This is a genomic window from Gryllotalpicola ginsengisoli DSM 22003 (assembly GCF_000419445.1).
Lineage (GTDB): Bacteria > Actinomycetota > Actinomycetes > Actinomycetales > Microbacteriaceae > Gryllotalpicola > Gryllotalpicola ginsengisoli.
The window spans coordinates 17,310-36,968 of sequence record NZ_AULK01000010.1 but is presented as its reverse complement, the minus strand read 5'-3'; the positions used below and the strand labels follow the sequence as shown (position 1 = coordinate 36,968).

Below are 19,659 nucleotides of genomic sequence, written 5' to 3'. Positions count from 1 at the left end.
GGCCTCGCGCAGTTGCGCTACTCATACGTACTGGCGCGCCTCTCCCGAGAGGCGCGCCAGTCTGCGCGAGTAGCGCGATCGGGCGCGAGGCGGCGCGAAGAGGATCAGAACGGCGGAATGCGCTTGGGGCCGTGCGGGCGGTCGGACTGGTCGAGCGCCTTCGGGATCGCGAAGCTGACGTGCAGCGCCTCGGCGTCGATCAGGGTGGTGAACCCGAGCCGTTTCGCCTCGCTGCCGCGCTGCCGCGACGCGGGCGCGGGGCGGATGTCGCCGGCGAGGCTGATCTCGCCGAACGCCGCGGTCTCGTTGGCGACGGTGCCGCCGGTGACCGCCGAGGCGATCGCGAGGGCGATGGCGAGGTCGGCGGCCGGCTCGGTGACCCGCACCCCGCCGACGGTCGAGACGTAGACGTCGCTCTTCGACAGCTCGTGCAGCTTGTAGCGCCGGTCGAGCACCGCGATCAGCATCGCCACCCGCGCCGGGTCGACGCCGCTCGTGACGCGCCTCGGGCTGGGTGCACCGCTCGGGATGACGAGCGCCTGGATCTCGACCGGCAGCGGCCGGCGCCCCTCCATCGCGATCGTCACGCAGGTGCCGGAGACGGGGATCACCGACCGGGAGAGGAACAGCCCGCTCGGGTCGGGCACCTCGGCGATGCCGTCGCCGGTCATCTCGAAGCAGCCCACCTCGTCGGTCGGGCCGAAGCGGTTCTTCAGCGCCCGCACGAACCGCAGCGGGGTCTGCCGGTCGCCCTCGAACTGGCACACCACGTCGACCAGATGCTCGAGCAGCCGCGGCCCCGCCACGTTGCCGTCCTTCGTCACGTGGCCGACGAGCAGCACGGGCACGCCGCGCTCCTTGGCGACGCGGATGAGCGTGACGGCCACCTCGCGCACCTGTGCCGGCCCGCCGGCCAGACCGTCGACCGCCGAGCTCGACACCGTCTGCACCGAGTCGACGATCACGAGCCCCGGCTTCACGGCGTCGATCTGCGCGACGATCGTGGCGAGGTCGGTCTCGGCCGCGAGGTAGAGGTTGCCGTGCAGCGCCCCGGTGCGCTCGGCACGCAGCCGCACCTGGCTCGCGCTCTCCTCCGCGCTGACGTACAGCACCCGGTCGTACGCCTCGGCGGCCTTCGAGGCCACCTCGAGCAGCAGCGTCGACTTGCCCACGCCCGGCTCGCCGGAGAGCAGCACGGCGGCACCGGGCACGATGCCGCCGCCGAGCACCCGGTCGAACTCTGCGATGCCGGTCGGCCAGTGGCTCGCCGCATCCGCCTCGATCTCGACGATCGGCCGCGCACGGCGGTTCTCGCCGATCGCGACCGGATTCAGCGCCCGCAGCACTCCCGTGGGCGTCGCGGCCTCGACGACCGTGTTCCACTGCCCGCACTCGGCGCAGCGGCCCACCCATTTCGACGTCGACCAGCCGCACTCCGTGCACGTGAACGAGGTCTGGGGCTTGGCCATGCGTTCAGGGTACGGGCGGCCTGCGACATCGGCCGGCGACGACTCACAGGGCGGGGGTGCAGCCGGCCGCCGGTGGATTCGCCCTGGCGCGCAGGCTCGCGTAAGATCTTCCCCGGTACCGTGTCCGAGCGGCCGAAGGAGCATGTCTCGAAAACATGTGAGGGTTCACGCCCTCCGTGGGTTCAAATCCCACCGGTACCGCCGAGTGATGTGTCGAGACATCGTTGACCGGTCTCTTGCGTCATCGTTTGCTGGAGCCCCTCCGTGAGGAGGGGCTTCGGTCGTTTCTGGGGATGGTGATTCGCCCGGGGTTGGTTCCGCAGCCAAGAGTGGCAGGGCGATTACAGGGTCGAGGGCCGCTGTGTCACTCCCAGGGCCCGCGTTCCGCGCCCCTTCTGCGTTGCACGGTGGACGAGGCTTCCCCGGTTGTGCTTTCACGAATGATGAGTTGGTAGTCCACGAAGAGTTCCGCTGCTTCGGCCTCGGCGCTTCGAAGTCGCGCGACGAGACGCTCGACGGCCAGCTTGGCGATCGCGGCCCGGTCCGGCGCGATCGTTGTCAAGGACGGCGTCAGGTATCGGCCGGCTTCGATGTCGTCGAAGCCCACGACAGCGATGTCCTTCGGTACGCGCACTCCGTGTGTGAGCAGTGTGCGTATCGCACCGATGGCGATGAGGTCGTTGTAGCAGAAAACGGCGTCTGGGGGCCCGTCCGAGCGGTTCAGGAGTTTCAGCATTGCGTCGGCACCGTCGGAGAAGTGGAAGTTACGCCGCGGGATGATCAATGAGCGGTCCACGGGGATCCCGCGCTCCTCGTGTGCTTGGAGAAAACCTCGTGTGCGAAGTTGGGCGGTCTCGCCGGTCTCGTAGGGCTGGTCACCGATCGCTGCGACGCGGGTGCGGCCGATGTCGAAGAGGTGCTCGGTCGCCGCCTTTGCGGCGGCGACGTTGTCAATGGCGACATGGTCGTAGCCGCCGTCCACCATGCGCTCGCCGAGCAGCACCAGTGGGCGGCTCGGGTCGTACGGGGGAAGGTCGTGTTGCGATAGCGAGAGGGCGCTGAGGATCACGCCATCGAAGAGGGCGGCGTCACCTTCGCGCTGGATCAGTTCGCGCTCGCGCTCCCGGTCGCCATCTGTCTGGTCGACGACTACCGTGTAGCCGAACTCGCGGGCGCGGGCGATGACGGCGCGGGCGAGCTCGGAGAAGTACGGCACGTCCAGTTCCGGCACGACGAGTGCGATCAGTCCGCTGCGTCCGTTCTTGAGGTTTCGTGCGAGCGCGTTCGGCCGGTACCCGAGTTCAGCGACGGCCGCCTCCACTCGCTTGCGCTTCTCCTCGGAGACGGGCGCGTACCCGTTGACGACGTTCGAGACCGTACGGATGGACACTCCCGCACGCGCCGCAACATCTCGCAGGCGGGCGGGACTTTTCATCGCGCCCTCCTCATCAGTCATACGCGCAACTGGCTCATTCTCTCGCGCATCATCCGGTCACGCTGCCCTGTAGCATCCCGCCGCGGAAATACCTCTCTAGTAGTAGGAACAGCACGATCAGGGGGAGGACCGTGACGAGGCCGCCCGTGATGAGGACGGGGAGGAGTTCGGCTTTCGTTCCGGTCTCGGCCGCTTTCGACAGGGCCGAGAGGCCGACGGTGAGGGGGTAGAGGTTGTTCTTGCTGAAGATGATCAGCGGCAGGAAGTAGTTGTTCCATATTGCAACGATCGAGATCAGCAGTACCGTCATCAGGCCCGGCACCGATAGCGGCAGTGCGATGCGCACGAAGATCCCGAGTTCGCTTGCCCCGTCGATGCGGGCGGCCTCGATGAGCTCTTTGGGTACCGATGCGTCGAGGTACGTGCGCATGAGGTAAATGCCGATGGGCGAGACCATGCTGGGCAGGATCATTCCCCATACCGAGTTGACCAAGCCCACTTTTGAGTAGACGAGGAACAGCGGCAGAGCGATGGAGGTTAGCGGCACCAACAGAGTGGCCATCACGAGGAAGAACATCGCGTTGCCGCCACGGAATCGGTAGCGGGAGAACCCGTAACCCGCGAGGGCTGAGAGGATCGTGGCGCCGACGGCTCCCGAGACGGCGTACAGCAGCGTGTTGCCGAACCATTGGATGAAAACACCGGCACCGCTGATGTCTTGGCCGAGGCCGGCGACGTTCTGCCAGAGGCGGAAGGGACCGGCGAACCAGAAGCCGAAGCTGGTGTAGATCTCGGCTTGGCTCTTGGTGGCGTTGATGAGCAGCCAGACGAGCGGGGCGAGGATGAAGACTGCGAAGAGGGCCGCGAGGATTGTCAGCACGGCGCTCGTGCCGCGGCGCAGTCCGTACAGGTGCGCGGGCACCTGATCAGTCACCGCGCGCGACTTCTTCGCGCGCCTCGCGGTGACAGGTGCTGCTGTCGGGGCGGTCATCGGAACTCTCCATTTCGACGGCGGACTGCGAAACCGGCGACCGAGAGGGCGCCGATGATGAGGGCGAGCACGATGGCTGCGGCGGCTCCCAGTTCGTATTGGCCGCTGCCTACCGCGGTGTTGTAGACGAACAGTGATGGCGTGAAACCGAAGGAGACCGCCTGCGGCTGGAAGGCAGCGAGGATCGACGGCTCGGTGAACAGTTGCAGCGCCCCGACGGCATTGAGGAAGACGAGCATCACGATGGACGGCATCACCATCGGCAGTTTGATCCGCAAGATGATGCGCCAGAGCGAGGCCCCCTCCACGATGGCCGCCTCGGTCACCTCTTTCGGAATCGCCTTCAGGGACGTGTACAAGATGGTCATGTTGTAGCCGGTCCACTCCCAGATCACGATGAGCATGATCGTGGGCAGGATGAGGCTGCTGGAGAAGAAGTTGACATTGCCGAAGCCGAGCTGCTTCACGAACTGCGCGTAGGGCCCGAAGTTCGGCAGCAACAGAAATGACCACATCACGGATGCGACGACGCCCGGGACGGCAAAGGGCATGAAGTAGACGGTGCGGAAGAACCTACTGCCTCGGATCACCCCGGCGTCGAAAAGGGCCGCGAACAGGAACGCGAGGGCGAGCGTCACTGGGACCTGGATGGCGCCGAAGATTAGGACACGGATGACACCGGACCAGAATTCACCGGATTCGAACACCGTCACGTAGTTCGCGAGGCCCGCGAATTGACGGCCGCCGATGATCTTCGTGGTGAAGAGACTGCTCCAGATCGCGTAGATGGTCGGCACGAGCATGAACAGCGCGAGCATGAGCATGTGCGGGGCGATGAAGACTGCACCTGCTCGCTCGCGGCGCGACGCTACGACGCCCCGGCGTTCCGAAGGGGGCCGAAAAGAATCTCGGGGACGTCCGACCAATGGCCCGGTTGCGTCCTGGATTAGCTGTTGCGACATTGCGTGGTCTTTCCGCTCACGGAGTGGGCGTGGGGCCCGGGTACCCAGCCGGGTGGGGGTACCCGGGCGGAGTCTTAGCCGTTCGAAGTGGTGACCTTGAAGCCTTGTGACTTGGCGTACTTCACGAGTTGTGACTGGTAGGTGGTGAAGGCCTGCTGCAGCGTTTCGGTCCCCTTCGTCACGCCGGCGAACGTCGACGTCCACTGAGTCAGTGCTGCCGTCATGATCGGGGGCCACTCCGCAGCCTGCACATTCTGCGCGGCGGCGGCGAACACCTTGTTAGGCGTGGTCGAGCCGGTGATCTTCAGCTTCGTGGCCTGGAAGGACGACGAGTTGAGCAGTGGCTCATAGGCGGGGAACGCGCCGGCCACTGGACCGCTCAAGATCTTCCACGAGTCAGCGGAGCCGCCGAACCACTTGACGAATTCCTCGGCGAGCTTCGCATGCTTCGTGCCCTTGACGACCGCCAGCGTCGAGCCGCCCCAGTCGCCCGACGCCTCGGCGCCCGCTTTCTTCTGCGGAAGCGGTGCGGTCACCCAGTCCCCGATCGTCTTCTTGATGCTTAGCTGCATGCCCACAGGACCCCACGCCGGGCTGATACGCGACGCGACCTTGCCGCTGTCGAAGGCCGCCCACTGCGCGGGCGAGAAATCCGCGTCAGTCGTGGCCTCCTTCTTCGAGATCAGGTCCTGCCAGTACTTCGCGAACGCCATCTCGCTCGAGCCCGTGAAGTTGATCCCGAGCTTCGAGCCGCCGCTGTAGGTGAATGGGAACGCCCCGAACTGCTGCATGAGCGCGAGCACGTCCTGAGGGCTCTCAGGATCGAAATTGGTGATTGCCGCTGACGAGTCCTTGGCGTGCAGCTGGTCGGCCTCTGACGCGAACTGGGCCCACGTGGTAGGCACCGAGAGTCCGTTAGCCGAGAACACCTTCGAGTTGTAGAAGAGCGCTGTCGGCCCCAGGTCGACGGGCATGGCGTACACGTGCGAACCCTGGGAAACCTGAGACCAGGCGATCGGAGCTTCGTCGGCCTTGGCCGAGTCGATCCCGTACTTGGACAGGTCGACCAGGCTGTTGGTGACCTCGAAGGACGGAAGCTCGAAGTACTCGATCGTCGCGATGTCGGGCGTGCCGCTGCCCGCCTTGATCGCGTCGCTCAGCTTCGTGTACTCGTCGGTCGACGCCCCCGCGTTCTCGAGCTCAACACAGATCTTCGGATGCGTCTTGTTGAACTCGTTCACTGCGAGGTCGTATCCAGCCGGCCAGCCCCAGAACGTGAGCTTGGTCGCACCCGCCGAGCACGAGGCTGTTGTGGTGGATGTGGGGCTGGGCGAAGCGCTGCTGCTCGCGGCGCTCGTGCTCGAGTTGGAGCTTGAGCAGGCGGCCAGGGCCGCAATTGAGGCGAGGGCGATTGCTGCTGCGGCCAGCCGATGGGTGCGCCGCCGGGAGGTAGCGCGAGGTTTCCGCGGGATCATGTGTCCGTTCCTATCGTCGTTGATGTTCGGGCGGGTGGATGGTGCGGCGACGGCGGTCACTCGCGCGCCACGTCGAGGGCGCCGCGGCCGATGATGCTGTCAGTGGTGCGGATGAAGACGTGGAGGCGTGCCCTAGCGGAGCCGTCGGGAACTGCGGTGCGGATTGTGATGGGGTCGCTGAGCACGAAAGGCTCGGTGCGCACTGCCCCGGCGAGTTCGGGAGCGGTTGTTGCGTCAGCCGCGAATACGGGCCCCCAGGCGAATGTGATCTCCGCGTCAATGGGCGCAGAGCCGTGATGAGAGACGCAGACGCTGAACTCCACCTCTTCTGTGGAGGTTACGAGGTCGCGCCCGGGTGCGATGGGCGTGAGGTCAAAGACCAGCGCCGTCTCGCCATTGGCGTGATGGGCCGGGCGACTGCCGCTGTCCTTGAGAGTTCGGAAGGCGTCGTAGATGCCGGCCGATTCGTGTTCGATATCGTAGAGCTCGGTCCAGATCCACCCGGCGATACGATCGTGGCGACGCAGCTCCTGGGTCTGCCAGTGCAGGTTCCAGCCACGGTCAACGGAGGTCCAGCCGCCGCCGAATTCGCTGTTCATGAACGGCAAGCTCGGCGAGACCGGGCCTTCGACGAGCAGTTGCTTGGGCACAACGCGCCCGACGTCGATGCCGACGGGGAACGTCGGGGCGTCCGCCGTGGTGAGCTCGGACATGAGGTTGGCGAGCTTGTCGGCCCACCCCTTGGGGTATTCGTCGTAGATGTGCCAGTCGACGATATCGGTCACCACGTGCGCCCAGCCGGAGTTGTCCACGATGGGTCGGCTCGGGTCCAGGGCTTTCAGCGCCCGGTAGTCGCGTCGCACGACCTCCTGCTTAGCGGGGTCGCCAGGGATGTCCCAGTCCAGGCCCCACTCCTCGTTGTAGAGACCCCAGATGATGATGCTGGGGTGGTTGCTGTCGCGCGCGACCATCGGAGCGATCTGCGCGCTGAATGCTTTGACGGCGCGGTCCGAGTACCGGCCAGTGGAGGCAGGTTCCGCCCACACCAGCATGCCAAGCCGGTCGGCGTGGTAATGGAAGCGCGGATCTTCCAGCTTCAGGTGCTTGCGAACCAGGTTGAAGCCCGCCTCCCGGGCCAGCTCGAGATCGCGGACGAACGCCTCATCGGTAGGGGCGGTAATGCCCGACGCCGGCCAGTAGCCCTGATCGAGCACCCCGCGTAGCGAAATGCGCCGCCCGTTGAGGAAGAACATTCCGTCGCGGGTCTCGATCCTTCGCAGGCCCGTGGTGCCGATGACGGTATCCGTCCCGTCAGCCGAGGTGACTTCGACACGCACCCGATACAGGTAAGGATCCTCCGGGGACCATAGTCGCGGCCCATCCAGGCGAAGTTCGACGCCCGTGGCGAGAGTCGCGGCGCTCCCTCTCCACACGGCGTCGGCCTCCTCGACGGAAACCACAACGGTCGCATCTCCAAGAGACGGCCCGTCGAGCCGGCCGATGACACGGATGCCATTGAGCTCGGAAGTTGCGGTCAGGCCGAGTTCCGAAAGATAAGTCTGCGGCCGGGGCTCGAGCCACACGGACTGCCAGATGCCACTGGACGGGGTGAACGCGCAGCCGTCGTAATCATCCCGCGGCATGCTGCGCTGCTTACCATGCGCGACGGCGTGCTTGTCGGTCGGCGCGAACACCTCGACAACCAACTCGTGCTCGATGCTGCCCGTCAGTGCGTCCGTAATGTCGAACTCGAACGGCGTATAGCCGCCCTCGTGGCTGCCCACCCTGGCGCCGTTCACCCACACAGTCGCCGCGTGATGGACAGCGCCGAAATGAAGGATGATCCGATCCTCCAGCCACTCGGGGTCCACCGTGAACGTGCGCCGGTAGGCAGCACGCTCCAACCAGTGCGTCTGGATGCCCGACGCCGGCGTCTCCCACGCGAACGGCACCGTGATCTGCTCAAGCCAGCCCTCTGACACCCCGCCTCCCGTCGCGCGGCCTCGCCGGAAATCCCACTTTCCGTTCAAGCTGCTCCATCGCGCCGAGCGGTCAAAGTGCGGGCGCGGGTACTCCGGACGCGGAGTTCCGGAGCACATCGCGGAGTCGGCAGAAGGGTCGGAGACGGTGAGCGTCATTGGTCCAGTCCTCAGGAAGTGAGTGGTCGAGCAGGCAAGCCTTGCATCGTTGCATCAAATGCTTGCAGCGCTGGACCGGGAGTTCTAAAGTCAGCGGCGAACCAGCTTTGCAACGATGCAATCGTACATACCGATCGTGGTCTTGCAAGGTCGGCTTCGAAATTCACTTGCCACGAGTTCGGGGGCCAAAGATGACACGACGACGCTCCTTCACGGCCGGAAGAGCAGCAATGCTCGCCGCGGCCGCTGTGCTCGCAATCGGCGGCGGAGCACTTGCGTCCTCGCCTGCAGCGGACGCAGCAACCACCTCGAGCGGCGTCCTCTACGCGCCCAGCTCATCCAGTTCCACCGAGGATGCGAGCTACCCGCGCGTCATCCGCCTGGAGCACAACGGCTCGGCCAATGGCACGCTGCTCGCCACGTTCTCCCACATGGGGGACGGCACTAACAAGGCCAACTTCCCGATCTACCGCTCGACCGACAATGGCGCGAGCTGGACGTCCTCCCCCATCGGCACTGTCACGGAGACGCAGCACGGCTGGGACCTCCAGGGTCCGACGCTGTACGAACTCCCCCAGGCAGAAGGTGACCTTCCCGCCGGAACGATCCTTGCGGCTGGGTCCGCATACAACATCGGCGATTTCTCGAACCAGGCGATCGAGGTCTACTACTCCACGGATCAAGGTGCTACCTGGACCTACCGCAGCTCATGCGCGAGCGAGTCCGGGCAGCCAAACACGGAAGGCCACGGCATCTGGGAACCCGAATTCGACGTGGCCGCCAACGGGGACCTCGTCTGCTACTTCTCCGATGAGCGACCCTCCAGTAACAACTACAACCAGGTCCTCGCCCACGTTGTCTCCACCGACGGCGGTCTCACTTGGGCTCCCGAGGTGTATGACGTGGCGATTCAGAACGGCATCGACCGGCCCGGTATGGCCACAGTGCTCAACCTCCCTAACGGCACCTACGCAATGTCATTCGAGGATTGCAAAGCCGGCTACGACCCAGACCAGGCGTGCGATGTCTACCTCAAGACCAGTTCCAGCGCCGAGTCGTGGGGTCCCTCCACGCTCGGAACACGAATCGAAACCAGCGACGACAGGTTCCTGCTCCACACGCCGTATCTCGCCTGGTCTCCTTACGGCGGGGCGGACGGAACACTGATCGCATCCGGGCAGCGCGTCGTCGCGGGCTCTGACGGGTCGCTGATCGAGCAGCCGGAAAGCGGGCACGTGCTGTTCGTCAATCGCTCGCTAGGGGCAGGGGGCTGGCAGGAGATAACCACTCCCGTCACGACCGCACCGACCGGCGGCTACGACAGCGGGGAGACGAGCTGCGCCGGGTACAGCTCGCCGCTCCTCGCAGATCCGTCTGATGACACCTTCCTGGTGCTTGCTGGGGTCCACATCGCCAGCGGCCACTGCGAAACGGACTTCGGAACAGCGACCCTCCCCACCGCTCAGGGGCAGATCACAGGACCGGGAACGACCGGAGAATGCGTCGACGTCAACACCAACACGTCCGTGAACGGCAATGCTGTCCAGCTGTGGGCATGTGACAACGCCGTCGGTCAGCAATGGTCTCTTGAGACCGACGGAACTATTCGCGCCTACGACAAGTGCCTCGACATCGACGGAAACGGCACAGCCAACTACACCAAAGTCGAGCTCTGGGACTGCGACGGTGCCGGCGGCCAGCAGTGGGTGGCCCGCAGCGACGGGTCCCTCTACAACCCGCAGTCGGGCCGATGCCTTGATGACCCGCAAGCCGAGACCGCCGAAGGCACCCAACTTCAGATCTACGACTGCAACGGCCTGTTCACCCAGAAGTGGAACATGCCCACCAGTTGAGACGGCCTGCCTTTCCAGACGCTCAATGAGAATGAGGGGGTGCCCGACGCGCTACGTCGAGCGCCCCCTACACGGTCGGCGTGCGCGGGCTCGGGATGCGCACACGGCCGGGTGCGGACAGAGAGACGGGGCGCCGCTGCGTGATGGAACGGCGCCCGCTGCGGCCAGACCGCGAGCTACTTGACCACGGTCACCGTGGCGGTGGCGGTCGCAGTATTGCACGCGGCATCCGCCGCATAATTGACGCCCGCGAGCCGCGCCACGTCGCGGTTGGTGGCGCGGCGCGGTAGGGGTGACGAAGCCATGCTTCTCGATCCAGATCTCGACGTCCGACTCCGATCATTATGTCGGGACGCGAGCAGGCCTCCTACGGCACGACGACCGCCCGGCCGCGGAGTGTGCCGTCGTGGAGCCGGCGATACGCCTCGGGGGCGTCGTCGAGGGTGAACCGCTCCGTCTCCACGTGCACCAGGCTGGCGCGGGCCAGGTTCAGCACTTCCATGAGCTCTGCACGCGAGCCCCAGTAGGGCGCACGGATCGCCGCATCGAACGGCTTCGCCAGCATGCCGACGTCGGCCTTGGCGGCGCCGACGCCCACGATCACCTGATCCGTCTCGACGCCGCACAGCGCCGCCCCGAGGTCGACCGTGGCCTGTGCGGCGACGAAGTCGAACACGGCGGTCGCAGACGCTCTGCCGGTCGCCTGCGCGATCGCTTCGGGAGCATCCGAGTTCGACAGGAACGCGTGATGTGCGCCGACATCCTTCGCCAACGCCAGCTTGTCGTCGTTCACGTCCAGCGCGATCACGGTCGCGGGGGTGAGGGCGCGCAGCAGCTGGATCGCGACGTGCCCCAGCCCGCCCGTGCCGATCACCACGGCGACGCTGCCGGGGCCGAGCTTGCCGAGCGAGCCCTTGATCGCGTGATAGGGGGTGAGGCCGGCGTCGGTCAGCGCGACGTTCTCGACAGGGTCCAGGTCGCCCAGCGGCACGAGGAACCGCGGGTCGTCGACGATCATGTACTCCGCCATGGACCCGTCGTGTCCGAGGCCGGGCGGGGTGATGCCGAGTTCGGCGGCGCGCTCGCAGTAGTTCTCCTTGCCCTGCGCGCACTGGTAGCAGGTGCCGCAGCCCCACGGACCGTAGACGGCCACGGAATCGCCGACCGCGACGCTCGTCACGCCGGCGCCCAGCTTGTCCACGATCCCGGTGCCTTCGTGCCCGAGGGTCATGGGCAGGGGATAGCCGAAGCCGTTGACGTAGCTCTCCTCGTCGAGCCCCATCACGAACGCGTCGGAGTGGCAGGCACCCGCGGCCGTCACCTTGAGGCGGACCTGTCCCGGACCGGGTTCCGGGGTGTCGACCTCGCGCACCTCGGGCGGGGCGCCGACCTTGACGTACTGCAACGCTTTCATCGCGTGATCCTTCCTGTCGCCGGGATCTCATTCTCGTCCGCCGTTGCGGGCATCCGTCGGCAGCCGATGAACGTCTGGGCCCTCATCCCTCGGTCTATATCGCTCTCACATCCGGCGCACCCCAGGCTCCCGGCTAGCGCTTATCGCTCGCACTGAGACCGGCAAGTTCTGCCTCACCGGCGGTGCTTAGCGTCATGGCTCTCAGCCAGAGTTCGCACCCGAAGCGAACGGGCCCCCTCACTTCAAGGAGATCCATGTTCCTCACGTACTTGAGACGCGAGCTCACGAACCGCAAGAAGCAGACCGTCATCATCGGCATCGGAATGGCGCTGGCCATCGCGCTCGTCGTCATCGTTTCCTCTGTCTCCAGCGGAGTCAAAGCCGCCCAGGCGACCGCCCTGCAATCCGTCTACGGTGTGGGCACGGATATCACCGTGACCAAGACCGCTTCCGCCGCGAGCGGCGGATCGAAGCCCAGCTTCAACTTCGGTTCCGGCTCCGGTTCGACGCCGGGCTCATCGAGCGGGCAGACGAAGCTCAACCAGTCGCGGCTCTCGCTCGCGATGGGAAGCCAGACGCTCCCGGCGTCGGACGTGACCGAGGTCGAGAAGACCGCAGGCGTCAGCAAGGCCACGGGCGTGCTGCAACTGCAGGACACGGATTTCTCCGGCAGCATCAGCCAAAGCCAGAGCAGCGGCAGCAGCGGCAGCGGCAGCAGCGGCAGCGGCGGAAGCTCTCAGGGCGCGCCTGAGGGCCAGTCCGGTTCGAGTTCGAGCTCGGGTTCCAGCGGCGGCTTCGGCGGCGGGAACTTCAGCTTCGATCAGACGAGCGTCGAAGGCATCCCCGTCTCCGGCGACATCGTCGGCCCCCTGACCAGCACGACGACGACGAGCGGCCGCGCCTTCACGGCCTCCGACAGCGGCAAGGACGTGGCGATCCTCGACCAGTCCTACGCGAAGACCAACTCGAAGTCGGTCGGCGACACGATCAAGCTCGGCAGCGCCACCTTCAAGATCGTCGGCATCGTCTCGTCCACCAGCTCGTCCTCGAGCACCGCCTCGGACGTGTACATTCCGCTCGACACGGCGCAGAAGCTCTCCGGCGAGACCGGCAAGGTCACCGCGATCTACGTCTCGGCGACCTCGTCCTCCGACGTCGACACGATCAAGTCGGCGCTGGAGAAGAAGATGTCGGGCACGACCGTGTCGACCGAGGCGGACCTCGCCTCGAGCATCTCGGGCTCCCTGTCGACGGCCTCCACCCTGATCTCCAACCTGGGCAAGTGGCTGTCGATCGCGGTGCTCGCCGCGGCGTTCCTCATCGCGATCCTGTTCACCATCTCCGGCGTGACCCGGCGCACCCGCGAGTTCGGCACGCTCAAGGCCATCGGCTGGTCGAACGGACGCATCACGCGACAGGTCGCCGGTGAGTCGGTCGTCCAAGGGATCATCGGCGGCATCGTCGGAGCCGCAGCCGGTCTCGCCGGCATCCTCGTGGTGAACATCGTCTCGCCGACCATCTCCGGCAGCACGACCGGCACCGGCACTCAAGCCCGGTCCACGGCCGTCAGCAGCGGCGCCCCCGGGGGCGGCGGGGCGCCCGGCTTCGGCGGCGGCGGTTCGACCACCTCGACGGCGGACGTCGTGCTGCACGCGCCCGTGACGGTCGACATCATCCTGCTGGCCATCGGGCTCTCCATCGCCGGCGGCCTGATCGCGGGCGCCCTCGGCGGATGGCGCGCCTCCCGTCTGCGGCCGGCCGAAGCGCTGCGCAGCGTCGCCTGAACCCTGCCGTCTCACGCGGCGCCACCACTCAACCCGATCAACAAGGACACATCATGACCGAGACCGAAACGACCATCGCGGCAGAGGCAGAGGCATCCGCCCCGCCCTCACCCATCTACCGCCTCACCGACGTCACGAAGACGTATCAGCAGAAGAAAAAGAAGGTCGTCGCACTCAGCGGCGTCAACCTCTCGATCCCTGCCGGACAGCTCGTCGCCATCCAGGGGCCGACCGGAGGCGGCAAATCGACGCTGTTGCAGATGCTCGGCGCACTCGACCGGCCGACCAGCGGCGAAGTCACGCTCGGCGAGCGCAACATCGCCGCGCTCGGCGACCATGCGCTGACCGACATCCGCGCCACGGAGATCGGCTTCGTGTTCCAGGGCTTCAACCTGATCCCCACCCTCACGGCGCTGGAGAACGTCGAATCCGCGTTCGCCGGCTCCCTGGCGAAGCTTTCGAAGGACGAGATCCGGGAGCGCTCGACGGCCGCCCTCACCGAGGTCGGGCTCGCCGAACGCCTCGACCACCTGCCCGCCGAGCTCTCCGGCGGCCAGCAGCAGCGGGTCGCCATCGCCCGCGCACTCGTGAAGAACCCCCGCGTCCTGCTCGCCGACGAACCGACCGGTGCGCTCGACGAGGCGACCCGCGAAGAGATCATGACCCTCATCGAGCGGCAGTGGAAGGACCGGGGCCTCACCGTGGTGATCGTCACGCACGACTCCTGGGTCGCGAAGCGCGCCGAACGGCGACTCCACCTCAAGCAGGGGCAGGTCCGCGAGATCTGAGCCGGCGCTCTTGCATCACGGCCCCGGGAGTGACGCAGCCGCGTCGCCCCGGGGCCGAGGCCGTGCCGTCAGGATCCGGCGATCAGGGAGCGCTCGAACCTGTACGCACCCGGGTCGTACTCGCCGCCTGCACCACCTCGTCGAGCGCAATGCGCGCAGGCGGCCGCTCGTCATGGACGCCGAACTGCGGCGCTACTTCCGCCTCATCCTGCGGCCCGGCCACCCCGCGCTCGGCTAGGCGCCGGCCGACGGGGCCGGGTCCCGGTCGGGCCGGGCGAGGGGCGACGGATGCCTACGGCGAGACCTGCTCGAACGACCGGTTCCTCGTGTGCACGGTGAACTGGGCGAGCACCGACGCGATGATCATGAACGACGAGATCAGCATCAGCGCCCAGAACACCGACAGGTGCGGGATGAGCGGCGCGAGCACCAGGATGCCGATGCCGCCGCCGACGTGGCCGACGCCGTCGACGATGGCGAAGCCCGTCGAGCGCGCCCGGGTGGGGAAGTGCTCGGCGGTGAGCGCGTAGGTCGGCGACACCCACAGGTTGAAGCCGGCGAAGATCAGCATCGCGCCGATGAACGACACGGCCACCGAGGTGCCGGCGAAGGCGACCATCACGGCGCCGATGAAGGTGACGACCGTCGCGATGGGCAGCCAGTAGCGGCGCTCGAGCTTCTCGACGATGAACGCCATGATCACGGCCTCGGCGACGAAACCGATCGTTCCGACGGCGGCGATCACGCCGGCCTCCGAGGCCGGGTACTTGAGCGACGTCATCACGGAGGTGAAGCCCGAGGCGTACGCGTAGACCGTGATGTAGCCGATGAACCACATGCAGAACAGCAGGATCATCCGTCGCAGGTAGACGGGATTCGTGAAGATGTCCGCATACGGCACGCGGCGGGACGGCGGCCAGTGCGTGGGCACGCCGTCGGTCGTGGCGAGGTCGAGCGGGCCCGTCTTCGCGGCGCGCAGCTCCATGTCCGCGGTGACCGCCTCGGCTTCCTGGTGCTTGCCCCGCTGCAGCAGCCAGCGGGGCGACTCGGGCAGCTGGAAGCGCAGCAGGATGGCGACGAGGGCGAGGATCGCGCCGACCCCGTACATCCAGCGCCACCCCGACGCGAGGTCGATCGCGAACGGGAGTCCGGTGGGCCAGGGCGCCTTCTCGGTCGTGAGGAAGAGGCCGAGCCAGACCCCGACGAAGGCGCCGAGCGCCGACATGATGAACACCACGGTGGTGTACTTCGCCCGCGAGTGCCGGGGCGAGACCTCGCCGACATAGGTGTTCACGATCGCGAGGTCGGCGCCGATGCCGACGCCCGTGAGCGTGCGGGAGAGGATGAAGTTCCCGTAGTCGGGCGCGAGTGCGGAGTACAGCGACCCGAGGCCCGTGACCAGCATCGTGATCAGCAGCATGTTGCGGCGGCCGATGCGATCGGAGATGGGCGACAGCACCAGGGTGCCGACGACGTATCCGAGCAGATTCAGCACGGTCGGCAGCGGCAGGGAGGACAGCGCGTCCTCCGGCGTGCACCCCTTGACGAGCTGCGTGCAGGTCTGCACGAACGACACGTTGATGTCGAAGATGTCGTAGAAGGTGAACAGGAACCCGATGCCGATGATCGCGAGGAACGCCGGCGAGAGCGACCAGGTCTGGATCCGGTCGAGCCGGGCGAAGAGCTCGCGGGCCTCGTCGGGGATCGGCTCGCCTGCCTGGACCTCGGCGCGGGGCGAGCCGGCGGGCTGAGGCGTGGAGGGGGCGCTCATCGTGCGCCCTCGCGGTCGATCATCAGAGTGCTCATCGCTTCACTTCCTCGTGAACGGGATTCTCTTTGTTCCGTCGCGCTCTCACCGACGGATAGGCAGCATCGTGGCACAGGATGCGCGGCGGATGCCCGCCCCCTGATCCCACTGAGTGAGACCGCCGCGACCGTCGCCGCGGACGCTTTCCGACAGGATGAGCTACGGTCCGAGAGCCGAGGAGACAACGATGTCCACCACCCGAACCCAGGTCGCCGTCATCGGCGCCGGCCCCGCGGGGCTGCTGCTCTCGTGGTCGCTGCGCGCGGCCGGCATCGACAGCGTCGTGATCGAGAACCGCTCGCTCGAGCACATCCTCGGCCGCATCCGAGCCGGCATCCTCGAGCAGTGCTCGGTCGAAGAGCTCACCCGGCTCGGCCTCGGCGACGGCATCGCGGAGCACGGGCTCACGCACCACGGCATCCACCTGCAGTTCGACGGGCAGCGGCACCACGTCGACTTCCACGCGCTGATCGGGCGCACCGTCACCGTCTACGGCCAGCAGGCCGTCGTCGCCGACCTGGTCCGCGCCCACCGCGAGGCCGGGTCGGAGATCGTGTTCGAGGCATCCGACGTCTCGCTGCACGAGCTGACGACGGATGCTCCGCGGGTGCGCTACGTCGCAGGCGGCGCCGAGACCGAGCTCACGGCCGACTTCGTCGTCGGCGCCGACGGCTTCCACGGCGTTTCGCGGCCGAGCATCCCCGGCCTCACGACCTACCAGCGCGGCTACCCGTATGCCTGGCTCGGAATCCTCGCCGACGTCGCGCCCTCGACCGACGAGCTGATCTACTGCCTGCACGAGCGCGGTTTCGCGATGCACTCGATGCGCTCGCCGGAGGTGAGCCGGCTGTACCTGCAGGTGCCGAACGACGAGCGCATCGAGAACTGGCCGGACGCCCGGATCTGGGACGAGCTGCAGACCCGGCTCGGCGTGCCGGGCTGGACCCTGCACGAGGGCCCGATCACCGACAAGTCGATCACGCCCATGCGCAGCTTCGTGTCGGCCCGGCTGCGGCACGGCCGGCTCTTCCTCGCCGGCGACGCGGGGCACATCGTGCCGCCGACCGGGGCGAAGGGTCTCAACGCGGCGATCGCCGATGTCACGCTGCTGGCCCGCGGCCTCGCCGACCACTACGCGGGCGACGACGGCCGGCTGGAGGCGTACGAGTCGGAGGCGCTCGGCCGGCAGTGGAAGGTGCAGCAGTTCTCGCAGTGGATGACCGAGCTGCTGCACCGCGCCCCCGCCGACGACGACTCCGCCGAGTTCCAGTACCGCAGCCAGCTGGGCAGGCTGGCCTACGTGACCGGGTCGAGACACGCGATGGAGTCGCTGGCCGAGCAGTACTCGGGGCTGCCCCTGTGACCAGTGCCGCGCGACCGGCCGCCGCGGCGGTGCGGCCGGCGCTCGCTCTCGTCGGCGTGCTGCTCGTCGCCGCCAACCTGCGCGCCGCGATCACCGCCGTCGGGCCGGTGCTGCCCGGGGTGCAGCACGAACTCGGGTTGAGCGCCGCGGCGGCATCCGTGCTCGTCAGCCTGCCGCTCGTCGCCTTCGCCGCGATCTCGCCGCTCGCGCCGCCGCTCGCCCGGCGTATGGGCGTCGAGCCCGCCCTCGCCGCCGCCCTCGGGGTGCTCGCGATCGGGGTCGTGCTGCGCTCGGTTCCGGGCGCCGTGTGGCTGTGGCTCGGCACCGCGCTGCTCGGCGCCGCGATCGCCGTGCTCAACGTGGTGCTGCCGGCGCTCGTGAAGCGCGACTTCCCCGAGCGCATCGGCCAGCTCACGGGTGCCTACTCGTGCGTGCAGGGCGCGTTCGCGGCGATCGCGGCCGGCGTCGCGGTTCCCGTCGCGGGCGCCGGCGGGACCGGATGGCGGCTGGCGCTCGGCATCTGGGCCGGGCTCGCGGTGATCGCGCTCGCCGTCGTCCTGCCGCAGCTGCGCGGCCGGGCCGCACGGATGCCGCAGACCGCGGCCGGCGCGGAGGGCCAGAACCTCGGCCGCAGCCCCTGGCGCTCGGCGCTCGGCTGGCAGGTGACGGCGTTCATGGGCCTGCAGTCGGTCGGCTTCTACGTGCTCGTCACCTGGCTGCCGTCGATCGAACGGGCGGGCGGCGTGCCGGCCGCCGAGGCCGGCGTGCACCAGTTCCTGTTCAACGCGCTCGGCATCGCCGGCAGCCTGAGCGCGGCGGGGCTCGTGCCGCGCCGCGGCGGGCTGCGGCTGACCGCGACCGTCGCGCCGGGCGTCTACGTCGTCGCGGTGATCGGCCTGCTCCTCGCCCCCTCCGCCGGCGCGCTCTGGGCCTGCCTCGCCGGCCTGGCCGGCGGCACGATGATCGTGGTCGCGCTCTCGCTGTTCGGGCTGCGGACGGCGCATCACGCCCAGGCGGCGGCCCTGTCCGGCATGGCGCAGTCGATCGGATACCTGTTCGCGGCGGCCGGCCCCGTCGCGATCGGCGCGATCCACGACACGAGCGGCCGGTGGGCGCCGGCGCTCCTGATCCTGGCCGCCGTCGGGCTCGCGCTCGTCGGCGTCGGGTTCCTGGTCAGCAGGCCGCGGGTGATCGGGTGAGGGCCGGGCGACCTGGCGCACGATCCGGCGCAGATCGCACGGTTCGGCAGGGCTTCTGCGGGTTTCGACCTGCGGCATCGTGCGAACTGCGCCCGTGAGAAAGATGAGCGAGTGCGAACGCTGACCGCGCCCGAAGGGATCACCGTGGCGACACCCTCGCCGGGCTGGGGTCTGAGGGAGCATCCCTCGCCGCCGCACCGCCCGAACGTGGGCCGGGCGCAGGCGCTGCACGGCTGTTACGCTCATCCCGTTCTGCGCCCCGGCGCGACCGGTCGACCCTCAAGGAGCATCACCCATGTCGGAGCCAGGCGGCGCGAGCGCGGCGTTCTTCGACGTCGACGAGACCCTCGTCTCGCTGCGCACGCTCGAGTCCTTCCTGCTCTTCTACCTGAAGCGGGTACCCTCCATGGTCGCCCCCGAGCGGCTGCGCGAGCTCGCCCAGCAGGTCACCCAGCTCGACCGCGCCGAGTTCAACCGCCTCTACTTCGGGCTCTGGGCAGGCCAGCCGGTCGAGCAGGTGCGCGCGGCGGGCCGCGACTGGTACCGCGAGGTCTCCGCCCAGCCCGGATTCTTCCGCGCCGACGTGCTGCAGCGGCTGCGCGAGCACCGCGCGGCCGGCGCCCGCATCGTGCTCGTGTCGGGCTCGTTCGAGGCCCCCCTGCAGCCGCTGGCCGACGAGCTCGCCGTCGACGAGCTGTTCTGCACCCGGCTCGAGATCGCCGACGGCGCCTACACCGGCCGCATCGCCGCCGCGATGATCGGCGAAGACAAGCGCACCGCCATCGGGCGGTACTCGGCCGCCCACCGGCCGCCCGTGACGCGCAGCTGGGGCTACGGCGATCACCCAAGCGACCTGCCGCTGCTCGACGGAGTCACCGACCCGGTCGTCGTCGGCTCCGACGCGACGATGCTCGAGATCGCCGCCGAACGGTCCTGGCCGGTGCTCGCCGGCGACCAGCCGCTGGCCCCGCGCGCGTAACC

At 67.9% G+C, this 19,659-nt stretch carries 15 protein-coding genes and 1 tRNA gene; 7 read left to right on the top strand and 9 right to left on the bottom strand.

Going from position 1 to position 19,659, the window contains the following annotated elements:
* Nucleotides 1-104 precede the first annotated feature (104 nt).
* Nucleotides 105-1,469 (bottom strand): DNA repair protein RadA, encoded by a 1,365-nt coding sequence (gene radA, locus H563_RS16755; RefSeq protein ID WP_022883043.1) that lies wholly within the window; start codon nucleotides 1,467-1,469, stop codon nucleotides 105-107.
* Nucleotides 1,470-1,583: 114 nt separating this feature from the next.
* Between radA and H563_RS0113075 the strand changes: the two genes are divergently transcribed.
* A tRNA-Ser gene (locus tag H563_RS0113075) sits at nucleotides 1,584-1,670 on the top strand.
* Nucleotides 1,671-1,833: 163 nt separating this feature from the next.
* Here H563_RS0113075 and H563_RS16750 read toward each other — a convergent pair.
* The 5 genes from H563_RS16750 to H563_RS0113050 all read right to left on the bottom strand — a co-directional run bounded on the left by H563_RS16750 (nucleotide 1,834) and on the right by H563_RS0113050 (nucleotide 8,470).
* Nucleotides 1,834-2,925: a LacI family DNA-binding transcriptional regulator gene (locus H563_RS16750; protein WP_022883042.1), complete on the bottom strand. Its 1,092-nt coding sequence runs from the start codon at nucleotides 2,923-2,925 to the stop codon at nucleotides 1,834-1,836.
* A 28-nt stretch (nucleotides 2,926-2,953) separates the two neighbouring features.
* Nucleotides 2,954-3,895, bottom strand: coding sequence for a carbohydrate ABC transporter permease (locus H563_RS0113065; protein WP_027479442.1), 942 nt, complete (start codon nucleotides 3,893-3,895; stop codon nucleotides 2,954-2,956).
* Complete coding sequence (locus tag H563_RS0113060; protein ID WP_211212394.1) at nucleotides 3,892-4,719, bottom strand: carbohydrate ABC transporter permease; 828 nt, start codon at nucleotides 4,717-4,719, stop codon at nucleotides 3,892-3,894. Before H563_RS0113060 ends, H563_RS0113065 begins: the two co-directional genes overlap by 4 nt.
* A gap of 212 nt (nucleotides 4,720-4,931) precedes the next feature.
* Complete coding sequence (locus tag H563_RS16745; protein ID WP_211212393.1) at nucleotides 4,932-6,392, bottom strand: ABC transporter substrate-binding protein; 1,461 nt, start codon at nucleotides 6,390-6,392, stop codon at nucleotides 4,932-4,934.
* On the bottom strand, nucleotides 6,389-8,470 hold the full coding sequence (locus tag H563_RS0113050) for a glycoside hydrolase family 2 protein (RefSeq protein ID WP_022883038.1): 2,082 nt from the start codon (nucleotides 8,468-8,470) through the stop codon (nucleotides 6,389-6,391). Before H563_RS0113050 ends, H563_RS16745 begins: the two co-directional genes overlap by 4 nt.
* Before the next feature lie 230 nt (nucleotides 8,471-8,700).
* Here H563_RS0113050 and H563_RS0113045 point away from each other — a divergent pair, with 230 nt between their 5' ends.
* Nucleotides 8,701-10,323: a sialidase family protein gene (locus tag H563_RS0113045; protein WP_022883037.1), complete on the top strand. Its 1,623-nt coding sequence runs from the start codon at nucleotides 8,701-8,703 to the stop codon at nucleotides 10,321-10,323.
* A gap of 176 nt (nucleotides 10,324-10,499) precedes the next feature.
* Here H563_RS0113045 and H563_RS18415 read toward each other — a convergent pair whose 3' ends face one another.
* Both H563_RS18415 and H563_RS0113040 read right to left on the bottom strand, forming a co-directional pair.
* Complete coding sequence (locus H563_RS18415; RefSeq protein ID WP_281169787.1) at nucleotides 10,500-10,628, bottom strand: hypothetical protein; 129 nt, start codon at nucleotides 10,626-10,628, stop codon at nucleotides 10,500-10,502.
* A gap of 62 nt (nucleotides 10,629-10,690) precedes the next feature.
* Nucleotides 10,691-11,737 carry an NAD(P)-dependent alcohol dehydrogenase gene (locus H563_RS0113040; protein WP_022883036.1) on the bottom strand — a complete coding sequence of 349 codons (1,047 nt, stop codon included), beginning with the start codon at nucleotides 11,735-11,737 and terminating at the stop codon, nucleotides 10,691-10,693.
* Between the two features lie 254 nt (nucleotides 11,738-11,991).
* Here H563_RS0113040 and H563_RS0113035 point away from each other — a divergent pair, with 254 nt between their 5' ends.
* Together H563_RS0113035 and H563_RS0113030 are read left to right on the top strand one after the other, a co-directional pair.
* Nucleotides 11,992-13,521, top strand: coding sequence for an ABC transporter permease (locus H563_RS0113035; protein WP_022883035.1), 1,530 nt, complete (start codon nucleotides 11,992-11,994; stop codon nucleotides 13,519-13,521).
* Nucleotides 13,522-13,574: 53 nt separating this feature from the next.
* Nucleotides 13,575-14,309 (top strand): ABC transporter ATP-binding protein, encoded by a 735-nt coding sequence (locus tag H563_RS0113030; protein WP_022883034.1) that lies wholly within the window; start codon nucleotides 13,575-13,577, stop codon nucleotides 14,307-14,309.
* A gap of 292 nt (nucleotides 14,310-14,601) precedes the next feature.
* On the opposite strand, the gene H563_RS0113025 is transcribed toward H563_RS0113030, so the two are convergent.
* The gene (locus tag H563_RS0113025) at nucleotides 14,602-16,080 is read right to left on the bottom strand and encodes an MFS transporter (protein ID WP_022883033.1); all 1,479 of its coding nucleotides are present in this window, start codon (nucleotides 16,078-16,080) and stop codon (nucleotides 14,602-14,604) included.
* 223 nt (nucleotides 16,081-16,303) lie between these two features.
* Between H563_RS0113025 and H563_RS0113020 the strand changes: the two genes are divergently transcribed.
* The 3 genes from H563_RS0113020 (at nucleotide 16,304) to H563_RS16740 (ending at nucleotide 19,657) form a co-directional block, all read left to right on the top strand.
* Nucleotides 16,304-17,479 (top strand): 4-hydroxybenzoate 3-monooxygenase, encoded by a 1,176-nt coding sequence (locus tag H563_RS0113020; RefSeq protein ID WP_022883032.1) that lies wholly within the window; start codon nucleotides 16,304-16,306, stop codon nucleotides 17,477-17,479.
* Nucleotides 17,476-18,678, top strand: coding sequence for an MFS transporter (locus H563_RS0113015; protein WP_022883031.1), 1,203 nt, complete (start codon nucleotides 17,476-17,478; stop codon nucleotides 18,676-18,678). Before H563_RS0113020 ends, H563_RS0113015 begins: the two co-directional genes overlap by 4 nt.
* A 295-nt stretch (nucleotides 18,679-18,973) precedes the next feature.
* Entirely contained in the window at nucleotides 18,974-19,657 is a 684-nt protein-coding gene (locus tag H563_RS16740) for an HAD family hydrolase (protein WP_022883030.1), read from the top strand.
* The last annotated feature ends 2 nt before the right edge of the window (nucleotides 19,658-19,659 follow it).

Bases quoted from the DNA above. Each gene is read 5' to 3' on its own strand.
- radA (WP_022883043.1), bottom strand. From the start codon at position 1,469: ATGGCCAAGCCCCAGACCTCGTTCACGTGCACGGAGTGCGGCTGGTCG.
- H563_RS16750 (WP_022883042.1), bottom strand. From the start codon at position 2,925: ATGACTGATGAGGAGGGCGCGATGAAAAGTCCCGCCCGCCTGCGAGAT.
- H563_RS0113065 (WP_027479442.1), bottom strand. From the start codon at position 3,895: ATGACCGCCCCGACAGCAGCACCTGTCACCGCGAGGCGCGCGAAGAAG.
- H563_RS0113060 (WP_211212394.1), bottom strand. From the start codon at position 4,719: ATGCTCATGCTCGCGCTGTTCATGCTCGTGCCGACCATCTACGCGATC.
- H563_RS0113050 (WP_022883038.1), bottom strand. From the start codon at position 8,470: ATGACGCTCACCGTCTCCGACCCTTCTGCCGACTCCGCGATGTGCTCC.
- H563_RS0113045 (WP_022883037.1), top strand. From the start codon at position 8,701: ATGCTCGCCGCGGCCGCTGTGCTCGCAATCGGCGGCGGAGCACTTGCG.
- H563_RS18415 (WP_281169787.1), bottom strand. From the start codon at position 10,628: ATGGCTTCGTCACCCCTACCGCGCCGCGCCACCAACCGCGACGTGGCG.
- H563_RS0113040 (WP_022883036.1), bottom strand. From the start codon at position 11,737: ATGAAAGCGTTGCAGTACGTCAAGGTCGGCGCCCCGCCCGAGGTGCGC.
- H563_RS0113035 (WP_022883035.1), top strand. From the start codon at position 11,992: ATGTTCCTCACGTACTTGAGACGCGAGCTCACGAACCGCAAGAAGCAG.
- H563_RS0113030 (WP_022883034.1), top strand. From the start codon at position 13,575: ATGACCGAGACCGAAACGACCATCGCGGCAGAGGCAGAGGCATCCGCC.
- H563_RS0113025 (WP_022883033.1), bottom strand. From the start codon at position 16,080: ATGAGCGCCCCCTCCACGCCTCAGCCCGCCGGCTCGCCCCGCGCCGAG.
- H563_RS0113020 (WP_022883032.1), top strand. From the start codon at position 16,304: ATGTCCACCACCCGAACCCAGGTCGCCGTCATCGGCGCCGGCCCCGCG.
- H563_RS16740 (WP_022883030.1), top strand. From the start codon at position 18,974: ATGTCGGAGCCAGGCGGCGCGAGCGCGGCGTTCTTCGACGTCGACGAG.